Below are 15743 nucleotides of genomic sequence, written 5' to 3' on the forward strand. Positions count from 1 at the left end.
CCCTTAGTCGTGTTGCGCAGAGCACCACCATAGCGATCTCGGCGGCGCAGGTCGCTTCCACGGGTGGCGAGTTGTGGCATCCGGGGGTGCTCGCGGTGTCCGTCCCGTGGTCCCTGCGCGGGCCGCCGACCGCCGGCCTGCGGATCGGGACCCGGCGTCCTTCGGGCCGACCTGGCACCCGCTGGCTGCGGGCCTGCCGAGAGCCGTTGTCTACTGAACGCCGGGGCCCCATCCGGGTCGCACCCGCCGACCGGGCGAAACCTTCCCGCACCGCCGGAGCGCCGAGGCTGGGCCTGGCTCCCAGTGGCGTTGCGCCGGTGCGGCACACCGCCCCTGACCCAGTGGCGTTCGGCGAGGGGCGTGGAGGATGCCGGACGGACGTCCTGTGGTGGACTCCGCCGAACCTACCCGCCCCCGGCGGTTCGCTGTCAACAGCCGTACGACCTGCGCCGTTGAGCGGAAACAGCAGGTCAGACGGGAAGATCCGCAGGTCGCCGTGCGACTGGGCGGTCCACGCCCGTGGGCTCGGAACGTCCGTACGTCACTCGTTCGGTCGCCTGAAGACGGTGCGTCCGGCGACGACCGTCTCCAGGCACTCGGGCAGCGGCCGCCCCGGCGTGAGGTCCGGCAGTCCGGGCGTGCCCGAGCGCGGGTCCGTCGACCAGCGGGACACCCGGTCGTCGGGCGCCTGGACGATCAGCTCGCCGGTACGCCAGACGGCGTAGTCGGCGGGGGCGCCGGGAACGAGCGTCCCGGCGTCGTCACGGCCGGCGGCCCGCCACCCGCCGCGCGTGTGCGCCGTGAACGCGGCCCTTACGGACACCCGGTGCTCAGGCGTGCGGTGGAAGGCGGCGGCCCTGACGGTGCCCCACGGGTCGAGCGCGGTGACCGGGCTGTCCGAGCCGAGAGCCAGCGGCACGCCGGCCTTCAGGAGCGCCGCGTACGGGTTGAGCGTGCGGGCGCGTGCGGCGCCGAGGCGTGCGGCGTACATGCCGTCGGCGCCGCCCCAGGCGGCGTCGAACGCGGGCTGGACGGACGCGGTGAGGCCGAACTCGGCGAAGGCGGCGACCGTCTCGGGGCTCAGCATCTCGGCGTGTTCCACGCGGTGGCGTGCCGCGCGCACGCGGGCCGCGCCCAGCCGGCCGCCGGCGGCGCGCACCCCCTCGACGACGGCGCCGACGGCCGCGTCCCCGATGGCGTGGAAGCCGGCCTGCAGGCCCGCCTCCGTGCAGGCCGCGACGTGGGCGGCGATGTCGGCCGCGTCCAGGTGGGCGGTGCCGGTGTGCGGCGCGTCGGCGTACGGCTCGTGCAGGCACGCCGTGTGGGACCCGAGCGAGCCGTCCACGAACAGGTCGCCGGCCGCGCCGAGGGCCCCGAGCTCGCGCACGCGCCGGGCACCCTTCTCGTCGGTGACGTGCTCGGCCCAGTAACCGTGGACGCGCGGGCCCTGGCCGTCGGCGGCCAGCGCGAGCAGCGCGGTGAAGTCGTCCTCGTCGGAGATGTCGGGGCCACCGCACTCGTGGACGGAGCCGATGCCGAGGGACGCGGCGCGCGCCAGGGCGGCGCGCTGGGCCTCGGCGCGCTGGGCCGGGGTGAGGGCGGCGTGGGCGGCTGCCCGTACGGCGTGGTGGGCGTCGCCGGTGAGCGGGGCGCCCGGCTCGTGGCCGCGCAGCCCGGTGACGCCCGGCACGAGGTCGAGAAGGGCTGTGGTGACGACGGCGGAGTGCACGTCGACGCGTGTGAGGTAGAGCGGCCTTTCGCCGGTGGCCTCGTCCAGTTCCGCCCTGGTGGGCGGGCGGCCGTCCGGCCAGCGTGCCGCGTCCCAGCCGTGGCCGAGCAGGATGCGGTCGGCGGGGCGTGCGGCCGCGTGGGCGCGTACGCGCGCGAGGGCGTCGGCGAGGTCGCGTGCGCCGGACAGGTCGAGGCCGGTGAGCGCGAGGCCGGTGGCTGTGGTGTGGACGTGGGCGTCGGTGAAGGCGGGCGTGACGAGCGCGCCGTCCAGGTCCACGACCTCGTCCGCCCCCGCCGCGAAGGAGTCGGCGGCGCCCTCGGAGCCGACCCAGGCCACATGCCCGCGTTCGACGACCATGGCGGTGGCGAACGGGTCGGCGGGGCTGTGTACTTCCCCCCGGCGCAGCAGCACGGTGCGGGGTTCGCTCTGGGGGGCGGCGTTCGGGGCGGTGCTCGGGTTCATGGGCACCAGTCTCCCCGCCTGCCCCGGCACGGTCAGATCCGGGGCGGACGCGCCTCGTAAGGGGTGGAGAGCACCACGGTGGTCCTGGTGGAGACGCCCGCCAGGGTGCGGATGCGGGTGAGCATGTCCTCCAGCTCGACCGGCGCCGACACGCGGATCTTCAGGATGTAGTTCTCGTCGCCCGCGACGCTGTGGCACGCCTCGATCTCGGGGATGCCGGCCAGGCGCTCCGCGATGTCGTCGGGCGCGCTCGGGTCGAACGGCTTGACGGAGATGAACGCGGTCAGCGGCAGGCCCACCGCCTCGGGGTCGACGACGGCGCGGTAACCGCGGATCACCCCGCGCTGTTCGAGCCGCCGGACCCGCTGGTGCACCGCCGACGTGGACAGGCCCGTGGCCTTGCCCAGGTCGGTGTAGCTCATCCGGCCGTCCCTGACGAGCAACTCCACGATCTGACGATCCAGCTCCTCCATGCGGCTCAACCTATTCCCTCCGGGTCGCTCCCGGCACCGGCGGAGGCGTGATGCGATGATCCATCCGCCGCCGTGTGACGAAGGCCACAGGTTCGGCCCGTGGTCGTTCGAGGCCTCGCGATTACCCGGCACGCCGGGCGGGAAGTGCTTGCTGTGGTCGAGACCACATGTGCCTGGTCGGCCCACCCGAGGGGGAATGACTCCATGCAACGCTGGAAGCGCACCGGTATGTCCGCACCGGAGCCCGCCGGTCTCTTCGACGCCGACGACGGCGAGTTCGAGGACACCTTCGAGATGTACCGCGTGGTCTGCCCGGCGTGCGCCCGGCCGATCGCGCTGCTCGCGGGCGAGGACGCCCTCCCGGAGCACGCGCTGTGCCCGACGCCCTGGAATCCGTTCGTGCTCTCCGTCTGCCCCGGCACGGGCGGCGCCGCGGCCGACGCGCTGCCGGCGGACGCGAAGGCCGAGGCCCGCGAGCGTGACGCCTCGCTGCTGCTGACGCTCCCCCAGGGGCTCGACTGGCGCACGCAGCCGTTCTCGCACGTCGGCGGCCCCGGCTCGCGGCCGGTGAAGCGTCCTGACATCGCCCTGGGGCCCGACGCGGCACCCCGTCGGGCCGCGGCGCACCGCGCGGCCGCCTGAGCCCGCCCGCCGCCCGGCCCCCGTCTCCTCCGGCCTGCTGCCCGTTCGTCAGTCCTGCGGGCCCTCCGGGGCGCCTTCGGCGTCCTCCCGGCCCGTGACCGGACGCCAGTCCGGGTCCGGTGACGGGGACGGGCACTCGGGCGCGAACTCCTCGATCGTGTCGAGCGTGTGCCGCAGCATGCGTACGAGCAGGTCGCGCGGGATCTCGAGACGCAGCTCCTGGTGGCCGAGCCATTCGAGGGTGAGCCACTCGACGCTGCTGAGCCAGCCGAGGAGTGCGAGCCGCGCGATCGCCGGGATGTCCTGCGTCCCGTAGGCGCCCTCGGCGAGGGTGAGCACGAGCCCGTCGCGGACGACGTCCCTGATCGCCTGCACCTGCGTGTCGAAGCCGACGCCGCCGTTGATGATGGTGCGGTACGCGGCACCGTTCTCCTGGGCGAAGCGCAGGTACGCCTCGACGGTGCGCTGGACACGCGTGGCGCGCGGCAGTTCTGGGTCGCTCGCGGCCAGCGTCACCAGCTCGCGCACGGAGTCCTCGACGATGGCGAGGTAGTAGCCGCGCTTGTTCTTGAAGTAGTAGTAGATCAGCCCTTTGGCGACACCCGCGTGGCTCGCGATGTCGTCCATCGACAATGCGTCGTAGGACGTGTTGGCGAACATCTTCCGCCCGGTCGATATGAGTTCGGAACGACGCAGTTGCGATCGTGCCGAAGGGGCGCTCTGCTGACTACCGTTCAATTGGGGTCCTGCCCTCCGGCCTGCCACGGAATTCCCGCAGTATGCCAGAGGGCCGGCCGCGCGCGCCCCCGGGGTTACCGGCGGACACCGCAGGTCGGGGCGGCCGCACGGGCGTGCCCCCGCCGGGCGTACGCCACGGCCGGGGCACGCGGTGCCGGCGCGCTACCCGTGCGGCGCCGGCGCGGTGCCCGCCAGGTCCCGTCAGAGCAGGCCGAAGGACCTCAGGGCGCGCTCCTGAGTCCCGGTCGGCCGCGGCGGCCAGTAGACGTAGACGACGCCGCCCGAACCGGAGGAGACGCCACCGGAGGCGTTGTGGCGCTTGGTGCGCAGCCAGATGGTCTCGAACTCGGACCGCTTGTAGACGTTGCGCACGGCCGCGTCGTCCTCGGAGGCCGGGTCGTGGGCGATGACGTCGCCGTCCGCGGTGAAGCCGACGATCGCCATCAGGTGGCCCGAGGTGCCGTAACCTGCGCCGGTCAGTTCCGAGGCGAGGAACGACTGCGAGGTGATGACGGGGATGCCGGCGCCCACCAGGGTCTCGATGTCGTTCAGCGACCCGAGCCGGGTGACGGCCGCGCTCAGGCCGTGGCTCGCCGCGTAGGCCGCGTTGAAGGGCCAGTTGCCGCACCCCTCGTACTGGTAGTCGTAGGTGTAGCGGGCCGCGTTGTCGACCTGCGGGTCGGCGTACGACGGGTCGACCCAGGCCGTCTCCGCCTTGCTGGGCCCGTGGCCCCAGTAGCCGAGGACCATCGACGTGGAGGTCGGGCTGCACCAGGCCTCGCCGCCGTTGTCGTACTGGGGGTACTGGCCCTTGTGGATGTCCTGCGAGTACGAGGGCACCCGCAGTTCGCGGGCGAGGCCCGGGGTCGACGTCGCAACCGTGAAGCGGGCGGGCACCGCCGAGGCCATCGCGCCGATGCGGTACACGGCGGGCGTGAGGCGGGTGCCGGGCCTGCGGTACAGCGTCAGCCGCAGCTGGTACGAGACGACCCTGAGCGTGCCCGACTCGTCGTCGAGCGCGAAGGTGTCGGTGGAGATGGACGAGCGGCCGTCGGCCTGGCCGTCCACGGAGGTGCGCCGGATGTCGCCGTCCCCGTCGCCCGCCGTCCAGCGGCCCATCACGTACCAGGGCGTGTCGGTGCCGTCGGAGTAGCGGCCCTTGAGCTCGACCTGCAGCCAGGTGCCCGCGGGGGTCTCGGCGTTCCAGTGGGCGATGATCTCCGTGGCGGACACCGACGAGCGGTGGACCGGCGCGGTCCAGGTCGCGTACTCCCACGTGGCGGTCGTGCCGGTGTGCGGGTCCGCGTAGTCGGTGGTGCCGGCGGCGTCGGCGATGGCGAGCGCGGGGCGGCGTCCGGCGAGGGTGCGGACGCCGCGGGAGGTGCCCGTGCGCCAGTCGTGCCGGCCGGCCCAGAACGCGTTGTCGACGAGCCGGTCGGCGGGGCGGCCGGGCGCGTGCCCGCGTGGGGCGGCGCCCGGGGCGTGCCCCGCGGGTGCGGCGAGTGCAGGCGAGGCGGCCGCGCCGGTGCCCGCGGCGGCGGCCGCCGCGATCGCGGCGGCCAGGACGGTTCTGCGCGAGGTGTGCATGGTCATACGACTCCTGTTCGCGGGGTGCGCGACAGACGGGGTGGGGACTGATCGAGCGGTGCGGCTCGGCGCCCACTATCGCTCGCGATACCGGCTCATCGCCATACATCAGGGCCGACTCGCGGACACTTATATTGGTCTTGACCACTGGCGCCGCCTGCGGTGATGCCGTCCCGCGATGGGAACGCCCGTACGCTGGCCGCATGAGTGACCTCCGCTCGGCGGCAGCGGCCCTCGCGGCCGCCCCGCCCTCCTGCGGACCGGCGCGGCTGGTCGCCGTGGACGGGCACGCGGGGTCGGGCAAGACGACGTTCGCCGGTCTGCTCGCGGCGGAGCTCGGCGGCGCGCCCGTCGTGCACCTGGACGACATCGCCACGCACGACGAGCTGTTCGGCTGGCTGCCGCGGTTCGTGCGGCAGGTCGTCGTGCCGCTGTCGCGGGGCGCCGAGGCGCGCTACGCGCCGTACGACTGGGTGGCGCGCCGGTTCGGCACGCCGCGCGTCCTCGCTCCGGCGCCGGTCGTCCTGGTGGAAGGGGTGGGCGCGGGCAGGGCCGGGCTGAGGCCGTGGCTCACGGCACTGCTGTGGATGGAACGCGCGGCGGACGCCTCCTGGTCACGCGGCAGGCACCGCGACGGGCCCGGCCTCGGGGACTTCTGGGACGGCTGGACGCGCGCCGAGTCGGACCACTTCGCCGCCGACCCGTCCCGTCCGTTCGCCGACGCACTGGTGTGCGAGGTGCCGGACGGGTACGAGGTGAAGCCTGCGACCGGTGGGGCGCTGAACGGCGCCGGCGGGGCACCGGAGGCACCGCGCGATACCACGCGCACGGCACCCTCCCCTCACTCACGGTGACACAGGTGCGTCGCGGTACCGTCCGGCCTCGCACCGCCGCCGGAGTGTCGAGGCCCGGCTTGACCGGGGGGTGCAACTGGTCTTACGTTCTGAATGTGCAGCTTTCACCGGCTGCCGCAGACACGAAGCCCCCGGTCGTTCCCCCGTGATCGGGGGCTTCGTTCTGCCCCGGTGGGCCCCGGCCCACCCGGACCACCCTCACCCTCGGTGATCACCCACAGCCGCCCCGGTGATCCACTTGCCACTCATCGCACGATGACCGAGCGGATCCAGGCGAGTTGGCCGGAGACCTCCCCCGCCTCTGCGGTCTTGTCCCGGTCGGAGCCGTCGAAGACGCCGACGAGCCTCTCCTTGCCGCGCGGAGCGGTGGTCATCACCGGCCCGCCGGAGTCGCCGCCGGCGGGGATCCCGGACACCTTGGCCATGCAGAAGTCCGAACCGCCCGGTGCGGTGAACCCCTCGCACCGGGGATCGTCCGGCCGCACCACCCGCAGCCTCGACTGCTTGAGCACGGGCGACTGGCAGGCGTTCTCGTCCCCGGTGCAGGTGGCGCCCCACCCGTACTGCCGCACGGCCTCGCCCGGGTGGACCCCGGACGTGGCGAGGCGCGCCGTGCGCACCCTCATGGGCGGGACCTCGACGAGCATCATGTCGGCGTGAGCGCTCCCCACGAGCCCGCCGGACACCGGGCGGACCGTGGCGCCCTTCCGCATGTCGAGGCTGCCGACCCTGAACGAGACGCGCTTGACGGAGATCCGCCGCCCCTGCTCGAAGAAGCAGTGGGAGGCGCTGATGATCCACCGCCGCGCGATCGCCGTGCCGGTGCACACCGGCTTGCCGTCGACCAGCATGCGCACCGCCCAGGGGCCGTAGGTACTCCTCGCTCCACCGATGACGGCGGACGCCGGCGCGGCCGACACGACGGATGCCGTCATCAGGAACAAGCCGGTCAGCAACAGCACACGCACTCGACGCACCATCGGGAATGCTCCTTGTTGCGGGGCAGCACAGGCACTTCTGAGGGTGAGATACCACGCGGGGGAGAAAAGTTCCCGCTTCAGCGTGACGGCGCGTCGAATGCACCGCCCCTGCGGTGGTCAGGCGTGGGCCGACTCCAGCGCCCGCTTCAGGTTGTACTCGGCGATCCCTGCCATGAAGTCCCGGTCGGGGAAGTCACCGTCGAGCAGCCGCAGCGGCCCCGCGGTCAGCGAGAGTCGCTGTGCGAGCGTGTAGAGCGCGAGCCGGTCGCCGTCCAATCCACTCGCGGACAACGGCTGGTATGCGTCGTGCAGGCGGATCCGCAGAAACACGTGCTCCCATTCGACGTCGAAGTACATCAGCCCCTCGATGTCGATCAGCACGGGGTTCCCCTCCGCGTCCACCAGCACATGGTCAGGGCCGAGTTCGCCGTGCACGACCGCGTACTCCGCGCGCGGACTCACCGCCGCCGCCAGGTCGAACAGCCGCTCCCGAAGCCTGTCGCGGGCGTCCGCGACCCGCGAATCGCGCGAGGCCGCCTCGGTGAGGTCCCGCAGCGCGCGGTCGAGAACCACTCCCTCGCACGAGGTGCCGCGTGATCGCTCCCCTCCGTCGACCACGGCCACCTTGCCGTACACGGGTGCCCGGTGGCCTCGCATCGCCTCCAGCGACTCCGCGAGCCTCGCCATGACCGGCGCGGCCGCACTCCTGTCGCGCGCGAGGAAGGCCTCCAGGTTCTCGCCCTGGACGTCCTCGACGATCGCCAGGCCCGCCGGGCCGTGTGAACCGTCGCGGTCGATGAGACGGAGCGCCGGGACGCGGACACCGAGCGACTCCAGCCGCGCGTGCGCGGCCTGGAACAGATCGAGCCCGGAACCCGGCGAGAACGGGTCGGTGAGGTCGTCGTCGTGCTCGGCCGCGGGCCAGTAGTTCTCGGCGTCGCTCCACAGGTAGGCGATGGCCGTAGTGGCGTCATCCATCACCAGGCGGTACACGCCCTTCTTGCTGCCGCCCACAACCCGCTCGACTGCCTCAAGCCGCCGGCCGCTGCCCAGGGCGGCCCGCGCCGCACCCGCCAACTGCTCCCGCGTCGCTGCCTTGCGTGCCACTCTCCCGACCGCCTTCCGTCACGACAACCCGCACACCCTACGAACGCGGCTGCGCGGCGGCGATCGGTTTGTTCACCCCGAAAGACGTCGCCAGTGGTTGGGGCAGGGCTTCGGCGGACACCGCGTGCGCAGGTACGATGCACTGCGGTGCGGTCAAATACCGTCCACCAAGAGGTGGTTCAGCAGCGGCCGACGGGCAACCGCCCGCCGGGACACCGCGGGGGCACGGTGTGGGTGGGGGCCTGGATGGACATCGGCACGCAGGGCACGGCGGCGCCGGGCGACCTGGCGTGGGTGCGTGGCGTCGACGCGTACACCATGGGCGCTTACCCGCAGGCCGAGGAGGAGTTCAAGGCCGCGGTGCGGCTCGATCCCGGCATGGCGGACGGCTGGCTAGGGCTGCACGCGCTGCGCGTGGACACGTCCACCGCGCTGCTGCGGATGTACGCGGCACGCGACCGCTTCGGCGAGCAGCGCGCCCTGCACGGCCGCACTCTCAACTCCTGGTACTGGCTGGGCTGGTGGGTCCAGCCCGTGCTGGAGACGGTGCGTGATCTGCTGCTCGCACACGCCTCGCACTGGCTGGACGGGCGCAGAGTGCCCGAACTCGACCACGCGCTGGCCGGGTTGCCGCCCGCGGAGTCGGATGCGCAGGTCAGGTTCCTGCATGCCTGCCGCGCCTACCTCGTCAAGGACTGGGAGCTGCTGGCCCGTTGCACTGACCCGCTGCTCGACGACGCGCAGCTGGGCACGGAGGCCGGCCTGTTCGGCGGCATGGCCCGGGTGCGGCAGGAGATGTACGGGCAGGCCGAGCCGCTGCTCGCCACCGCTCTCATGCGGTGCCGCAGCGAGCAGCCGCAGCGCAAGGAGCTGCGGTACTGGCTGGCCCGCGCCCACGAGGGCACCGGACGCAGCGCCGCCGCGCTGCCCCTGTACCGCGCCGTGCACCGGCTCGACCCGTCGTTCATGGACACGGCCGCGCGGCTCGCGGCGATCGCGGACTCCGACGGGTACGAGGCCGTCGCCGACGGCGCCTACGACCTGGCGGGTCCCGCGGGGGCCGTGCCGCTGGCGCTGGCGGGGCCCGGCGCCGAGGCGCTGTCGGAGGCGCGCGGCGAACCCGACGCGGTGCTCCCGCTCGACCCGCGGTTCGGCGGCGGGGTGCCGGGCGCCGCGGGGCCCGCCGTCTCCCCCGACGAGATACGCGAGCGTACGGTGCCGCCACCGCGGCAGCCCTCCCCGGCGGACTTCCCCGGTGCCCCGACGGATCCGGCGCTGCTGGCCGATGCGCTGGCGGAGCTGGACCGCATGGTCGGCCTCGAACCGGTGAAGCGGCAGGTGCGGGCGTTGTCGGCGCAGCTGAACATGGCGCGCCTGCGGGCCGGCGAGGGGCTGCCCGTCCAGCCGCCGAAGCGGCACTTCGTCTTCCTCGGCCCGTCCGGCACGGGCAAGACGACGGTGGCACGGATCCTCGGCCGCGTCTTCTACGCCCTCGGGCTGCTCGGCGGTGACCATCTGGTGGAGGCGCAGCGCGCCGACCTCGTCGGCGAGTACCTCGGCCAGACGGCCGTGAAGGCGAACGAGCTGATCGACTCGGCGATCGGCGGGGTGCTGTTCGTGGACGAGGCGTACAGCCTGTCCAACGCCGGGTACAGCAAGGGCGACGCGTACGGCGAGGAGGCACTCCAGGTGCTTCTGAAGCGTGCCGAGGACAGTCGCGACGACCTGGTGGTGATACTCGCCGGCTACCCGGAGGGCATGGAGCGGCTGTTCGCGGCGAACCCCGGACTCTCGTCGCGGTTCACCACGCGGGTCGACTTCCCGAGCTACCGTCCGCTGGAGCTGACCGCCATCGGCCGGGTGCTCGCCGCGGAGGGCGGCGACGCGTGGGACGAGGAGGCGCTCGACGAGCTGCGCTCCATCAGCGGGCACGTCGTCGACCAGGGCTGGATCGACGACCTCGGCAACGGGCGCTTCCTGCGGACGCTGTACGAGAAGAGCTGTGCCTACCGGGACCTGCGCCTCGCGGGCTACCCGTCCACGCCGACCCGTGACGACCTGTCGACACTGCGCCTGCCCGACCTGATGCAGGCCTACGGTGAGGCGCTGTCCGGCCGGGACACGGCGACCGGCCCGGAGTGACCTGCACCCGGGCGGAGCGCCGAGCGCACCCCGCCGGGCCGCCTGCCGGGACCTGACGGCCCGGGCCGCCGGCCCGCCGCTCACGCGCGGGGGGCCAGGACCGCCTGGGCGTCGTCGCCGCCGTGCTGCCCCTGGGACGGCATGGCGCTCCCCGCGTCCGCGGCGTCGCGGTGTGACGGGTCGCGCACCTCGCCGACGAGCGTCTCCAGCACGTCCTCCAGGGCGACCAGGCCGATCACCCGGCCCGTCGCGTCCGCGACCTGCGCCAGGTGGGTGGCGGCCCTGCGCATCACGGTGAGGGCGTCGTCCAGCGGGAGCTCGGCGCGCAGGGTGGTCATCGGGCGCCACAGGTGCTGCGGCACCGCGCGTTCCGGTGCCTCAAGGTCGAGTACGTCCTTGACGTGCAGGTAGCCCATGAACGCCCCGCCCGCCACGGCGCACACCGGGAAGCGCGAGTAGCCGGTGCGCACCGTCAGCTCCTCGATCTCGCGCGGGGTGACGGCGGCGGTCACCGTGATGAGCGAACCGCGGCTCAGCAGGACGTCGGTGACGGGGCGGCTGCCCAGCTCCAGGGCGTCCTCCAGCTGCTCCTGCGCCTCGGGTTCGAGCAGGCCTGCCTGGCCCGAGTCCTCCACGAGCCGGCCGAGCTGGACGCTCGTGTACACGGAGTCGACCTCGTCCTTCGGCTCGACGCGGAACATCCGCAGCACCAGCCGGGCGCACGCGGCGAGCGCGACGGTGACCGGGCGGCAGGGCCTGGCGAAGGCGACGAGCCAGGGGCCCAGCCACATGGCCGCCTTGTCGGGGGCCGCCATGGCGAGGTTCTTCGGGACCATCTCGCCGATCACGAGGTGCAGGAAGGACACCATCGCGAGCGCGATCACATAGCCGACCGGGTGGACGGCGACCTCGGGCAGGTGCACGGCCTGGAAGACCGGTTCCAGCAGGTGGGCCACGGTCGGCTCGGCGACGGCGCCGAGCGTCAGCGAGCAGACCGTGACGCCGAACTGCGCGGCGGCCATCATCTGCGGCAGGTTCTCCAGGCCTTGCAGGGTCCTGCGGGCGCGTGCCGAGCCCGCGCGCGCGTGGGGTTCGATCTGGCTGCGGCGCACGGAGACGAGGGAGAACTCGGCGGCCACGAAGAAGCCGTTGGCGAGCACGAGCAGTAGCGCGCAGGCCAGTTGGAGGACGCTCACCCGGTGCCTCCAGCCGCCGCGTCGGCCGTGGCGCGCCTCTCGGCCCGGAGGCCCGGCCCGTCGGCGTCCGCGCCGGGTCCGTCCGCCGCCGGCACCGCGCCGGTGCGTACGATCCGCACGCGCTCGGCGCGGTAGCGGTCCACCTGCCGCACCGCGAGCCGCCAGCCCGGCAGTTCGACGCGGTCGCCGGGGACGGGGATGCGGCCGAGCAGGTCGGCGACCAGGCCCGCGAGGGTCTCGTAGGGCCCTTCGGGCGCTTCGAGGCCGATGCGCCGCAGGGTGAAGACGCGGGCGCTGCCGTCGGCCTCCCAGGCGGGGTGTCCGTCCTCGGCGGGCGCGGGGACGACCTCGGGGCGCGCGGCGCCCTCGGCGTCGTGCTCGTCGCGTACCTCGCCGACGAGTTCCTCGACGATGTCCTCGATGGTGACGACGCCCGCGGTGCCGCCGTACTCGTCGACGACGACGGCTATCGGCTGCTCGGTGCGCAGCCGGGCGAGCAGCTGGCGCGCGGGCAGCGTCTCGGGGACGAGCAGCGCAGGTACGGCTATGCGCGTGACGGGCGTGCGCGGGCGCAGGTGAGCCGGTACGGCGAGCGCGTCCTTGAGGTGGACCATGCCGACGATCTCGTCCATCCGGTCGCGGTAGACGGGGAAGCGTGACAGGCCGGTCGCGCGGGTGAGGTTGACGACGTCCGCGGCGGTCGCGTCGGTCTGCAGCGCGCTGACCTTCACGCGGGGCGTCATCACGTGCTCCGCCGTGAGCCCGCCGAGTGCGACGGTGCGCACGAAGAGGTCGGCCGTGTCCTGTTCGAGGGTGCCCGCCTGCGCCGAGTGGCGGGCGAGCGAGACCAGCTCGCCCGGTGTGCGGGCCGACGCGAGCTCGTCGGTGGGCTCGACGCCGAGCATCCGCACGATCCTGTTGGCGACGGTGGTCAGCAGCGCGATCACCGGCCGCAGCAGCAGGCTGAAGCGGTGCTGGGGCCCGGCGACGAACCGGGCGACCTGGAGCGGCTTGGACACCGCCCAGTTCTTGGGCACGAGCTCGCCGATGACCATCTGCGCGGCGGACGCGACGAGCATGCCGAGTACGACGGCGATGCCGGCGACCGCGTCGTCCGGCAGCCCCGTCGCGGACAGCGGGGGCGTGAGCAGGTCGTCGAGCGCGGGCTCGGCGAGCATGCCGACGACCAGGGAGGTGACGGTGATGCCGAGCTGGGTGCCGGAGAGCTGGAAGGACAGCTCGCGCACGGCCTTGACGACGACGCCCGCGCGCCGGTCTCCGGCGGCCGCGGCGCGTTCCGCGTCCGCTCGCTCCACCGTGACGAGGCCGAACTCGGCCGCCACGAAGAAGCCGTTGGCGAGGATGAGGACGAGTGCCGCGGCGAGCAGCAGCAGGGGGACCATCATGTCGCCGCCTCCCGGAAGGGGGCGGCGCAGGTACTACCGGACGTTCCGTCCATTGCTGGAGGGAGTCACTCCTCGATTAGCAGGAATCCCCGCGGGCCTCGACCGGCCGTGGGATGCGGGGCAGGGCGCTCCTGGCGCCCGCTCCCCACAGAATAGTCAAGACGGCGTGCAAAGGGATGTGTCAGCGCCCGGCCGCCGGCGGGGCGCCCGATTCGGTGCCGGTGCCGTGGGCGTCGACGAGGGCGCGCAGGGCGCGTGCGTCCCTGATGGCGCTGTGGCGTGCGATGCCCGGCTGGATGCCGAGCGCGGGCATGCTGGTGCCGTCGCTGAGGTCGAGGAAGACCCACGGGTCTCCGGGGCGCAGGTTGACCGCGAGGATCTCGGGCCAGGTGAGACGCCTGACACGTGTGAGGTTGACCACGGTCACCCCGCCGTGGTCGGCGACGACCTTCGGCCTGGCGAGCAGGGCGAGCACGCCGTCGACGATCACGGCGACCACGAGGAACCCGGCCTGCTCGGCCGGTTCCGCCGCGTCGAGCAGCAGCGCGAGGCAGGCGATCACCGCGAGCATGACGAACCCGGCGACGAGCAGGAGCAGCCGGGTGCGCCGCGGCCTGAAGGTCACCGGCAGCGGCGGGGGCGCGCCGTGCGCCCGCCCACCGCCGTCGTCCGGCGGCGTCTTCGACGGCATCGCCGTCAGAGCCGGCAGGCGTGGATGGCCGTGGTGAGGATGGCGCGGGCGCCGAGGGCGTACAGGTCGTCCATGATGCGCTGCGCGTCGACGGTGGGGACCATCGCACGGACGGCGACCCAGCCCTCGTTGTGCAGCGGCGAGACGGTCGGAGACTCAAGGCCCGGGGTGAGCGCGACGGCGCGCTCCAGGTGCTCGGCGCGGCAGTCGTAGTCCATCATCACGTAGGTGCGGGCCACCAGGACGCCCTGGAGCCTGCGCAGGAACTGCCCGACCTTGGGGTCGTCGGCGGCGCCCGTGGCGCGGACGACGACCGCCTCCGACGTCATGATCGGCTCGCCGACCACTTCGAGGCCGGCGTTCCGCAGCGATGTGCCGGTCTCGACGACGTCGGCGATGACCTGGGCGACGCCGAGCTGGATCGCGGTCTCGACCGCCCCGTCGAGGTGGACGACGGAGGCGTTGATGCCGTTGTCCGCGAGGTGCTTCGCCACGATGCCCTCGTAGGAGGTGGCGACCGTCATCCCCCCGAAGTCCCCGACGCCCTTGGCGGTGCCGGGCTTCGTGGCGTAGCGGAAGGTGGAGCGCGCGAAGCCGAGCTCCATGATCGGCTCGGCGTCCGCGCCCGAGTCGAGCAGCAGGTCGCGGCCCGTGATGCCGACGTCGAGGCGTCCCGAGCTCACGTAGATCGCGATGTCGCGGGGGCGCAGGTAGAAGAACTCCACCTCGTTGACGGGGTCGACGAGTACGAGCTCCTTCGACTCCTTGCGCTGCTGGTAGCCGGCCTCATGGAGCATCGCCGACGCAGGTCCTGACAGTGAACCCTTGTTGGGAACGGCGATGCGCAGCATGGTTGCGGCTTCCTCACGGTGTCGTTGGCTGGTGCGGGCACGGCCTGTGGCGGCCCGGGGACGGATCGGCTCAGAGATGGGCGTACACGTCGTCGAGGTCGATCCCGCACGCGACCATCATCACCTGGACGTGGTAGAGGAGCTGGGAGATCTCCTCCGCGGCGGCTTCCTTGCCCTCGTGCTCGGCGGCCATCCACACTTCGGCGGCCTCCTCGACGACCTTCTTGCCGATGGCATGGACGCCCTTGCCGACCAGCTCGGCGGTGCGGGACGTGGCGGGGTCCGCCTGGGCGGCCTTGTGCTGGAGCTCGGCGAAGAGCTCCTCGAACGTCTTGTTGGACATGGTGTCGCTCACTCTAGCGTCAGGCGCCGGCCGCCTGGCGCCAGGGTTCGGCGACGGTCCGCAGGATCGTGGCCGTGGCGACGGCCGCGGTGACGGCCTCGTGCCCCTTGTCCTCGGTCGAGCCCTCCAGGCCCGCGCGGTCCAGCGCCTGCTGCTCGGTGTCGCACGTCAGCACGCCGAAGCCGACGGGGACGCCCGTCTGCGTGGACACCTGGGTGAGCCCCTGGGTGACGCCCTGGCACACATACTCGAAGTGCGGTGTGCCGCCGCGGATGACGACGCCGAGGGCCACGACAGCGTCGTAGCCGCGCTCTGCCAGTGCCTTGACGACGACCGGCAGCTCGAAGCTGCCGGGCACCCGCAACAGGGTGGGCTCGTCGATGCCCAGTTCGTGCAGGGCGCGCATCGCGCCGTCGACGAGGCCGTCCATCACCTTTTCGTGCCAGCTGGCCGCGACGACGGCGACCCTGAGGTCCCCGCAGTTCTTGACGGTCAGTTCCGGCGCGCCCTTGCCGCTCACGTGTCTCCCTGTTTCGTTT

15 protein-coding genes are annotated in these 15743 nt (G+C 73.2%); 3 read left to right on the top strand and 12 right to left on the bottom strand.

The window, feature by feature from the left end:
• Positions 1 to 541: 541 nt before the first annotated feature.
• Together IH48_RS0121590 and IH48_RS0121595 are read right to left on the bottom strand one after the other, a co-directional pair.
• Entirely contained in the window at positions 542 to 2194 is a 1653-nt protein-coding gene (locus tag IH48_RS0121590) for an amidohydrolase (RefSeq protein WP_030907066.1), read from the bottom strand.
• Positions 2195 to 2226: 32 nt separating this feature from the next.
• Complete coding sequence (locus tag IH48_RS0121595; protein ID WP_030907069.1) at positions 2227 to 2667, bottom strand: Lrp/AsnC family transcriptional regulator; 441 nt, start codon at positions 2665 to 2667, stop codon at positions 2227 to 2229.
• A gap of 204 nt (positions 2668 to 2871) precedes the next feature.
• On the opposite strand from IH48_RS0121595, the gene IH48_RS0121600 reads away from it, so the two are divergent.
• A complete protein-coding gene (locus IH48_RS0121600; RefSeq protein WP_037842905.1) occupies positions 2872 to 3309 on the top strand; it encodes a hypothetical protein in 438 nt (145 codons plus the stop codon).
• 48 nt (positions 3310 to 3357) lie between these two features.
• Here IH48_RS0121600 and IH48_RS0121605 read toward each other — a convergent pair whose 3' ends face one another.
• Positions 3358 to 4047 (bottom strand): TetR/AcrR family transcriptional regulator, encoded by a 690-nt coding sequence (locus IH48_RS0121605; protein ID WP_078849936.1) that lies wholly within the window; start codon positions 4045 to 4047, stop codon positions 3358 to 3360.
• 201 nt (positions 4048 to 4248) lie between these two features.
• Entirely contained in the window at positions 4249 to 5640 is a 1392-nt protein-coding gene (locus tag IH48_RS0121610; protein ID WP_030907077.1) for a C39 family peptidase, read from the bottom strand.
• A 197-nt stretch (positions 5641 to 5837) separates the two neighbouring features.
• On the opposite strand from IH48_RS0121610, the gene IH48_RS0121615 reads away from it, so the two are divergent.
• On the top strand, positions 5838 to 6488 hold the full coding sequence (locus tag IH48_RS0121615; RefSeq protein ID WP_051840332.1) for a uridine kinase family protein: 651 nt from the start codon (positions 5838 to 5840) through the stop codon (positions 6486 to 6488).
• Positions 6489 to 6733: 245 nt separating this feature from the next.
• On the opposite strand, the gene IH48_RS0121620 is transcribed toward IH48_RS0121615, so the two are convergent.
• A complete protein-coding gene (locus tag IH48_RS0121620; RefSeq protein ID WP_030907084.1) occupies positions 6734 to 7468 on the bottom strand; it encodes a S1 family peptidase in 735 nt (244 codons plus the stop codon).
• Positions 7469 to 7585: 117 nt separating this feature from the next.
• Complete coding sequence (locus IH48_RS0121625; protein WP_420705529.1) at positions 7586 to 8461, bottom strand: phosphotransferase family protein; 876 nt, start codon at positions 8459 to 8461, stop codon at positions 7586 to 7588.
• A 360-nt stretch (positions 8462 to 8821) separates the two neighbouring features.
• Between IH48_RS0121625 and IH48_RS0121630 the strand changes: the two genes are divergently transcribed.
• Complete coding sequence (locus tag IH48_RS0121630; RefSeq protein ID WP_030907089.1) at positions 8822 to 10717, top strand: AAA family ATPase; 1896 nt, start codon at positions 8822 to 8824, stop codon at positions 10715 to 10717.
• Between the two features lie 80 nt (positions 10718 to 10797).
• Here the strand turns inward: IH48_RS0121630 and IH48_RS0121635 are convergent, their stop codons facing one another.
• The 6 genes from IH48_RS0121635 to ribH all read right to left on the bottom strand — a co-directional run bounded on the left by IH48_RS0121635 (position 10798) and on the right by ribH (position 15724).
• Positions 10798 to 11913, bottom strand: coding sequence for a hemolysin family protein (locus tag IH48_RS0121635; RefSeq protein WP_051840335.1), 1116 nt, complete (start codon positions 11911 to 11913; stop codon positions 10798 to 10800).
• On the bottom strand, positions 11910 to 13319 hold the full coding sequence (locus IH48_RS0121640; protein WP_051840337.1) for a hemolysin family protein: 1410 nt from the start codon (positions 13317 to 13319) through the stop codon (positions 11910 to 11912). Before IH48_RS0121640 ends, IH48_RS0121635 begins: the two co-directional genes overlap by 4 nt.
• 181 nt (positions 13320 to 13500) lie before the next feature.
• Entirely contained in the window at positions 13501 to 14010 is a 510-nt protein-coding gene (locus IH48_RS0121645) for a PH domain-containing protein (protein WP_051840339.1), read from the bottom strand.
• A 5-nt stretch (positions 14011 to 14015) separates the two neighbouring features.
• On the bottom strand, positions 14016 to 14861 hold the full coding sequence (hisG, locus tag IH48_RS0121650) for an ATP phosphoribosyltransferase (protein WP_030907102.1): 846 nt from the start codon (positions 14859 to 14861) through the stop codon (positions 14016 to 14018).
• A gap of 70 nt (positions 14862 to 14931) precedes the next feature.
• Entirely contained in the window at positions 14932 to 15204 is a 273-nt protein-coding gene (locus IH48_RS0121655) for a phosphoribosyl-ATP diphosphatase (RefSeq protein ID WP_030907104.1), read from the bottom strand.
• A 19-nt stretch (positions 15205 to 15223) separates the two neighbouring features.
• The gene (gene ribH, locus IH48_RS0121660; RefSeq protein WP_030907107.1) at positions 15224 to 15724 is read right to left on the bottom strand and encodes a 6,7-dimethyl-8-ribityllumazine synthase; all 501 of its coding nucleotides are present in this window, start codon (positions 15722 to 15724) and stop codon (positions 15224 to 15226) included.
• Between the last annotated feature and the right edge of the window lie 19 nt (positions 15725 to 15743).

This window comes from Streptomyces sp. NRRL F-5126 (genome assembly GCF_000721265.1).
Classification (GTDB): Bacteria; Actinomycetota; Actinomycetes; order Streptomycetales; family Streptomycetaceae; genus Streptomyces.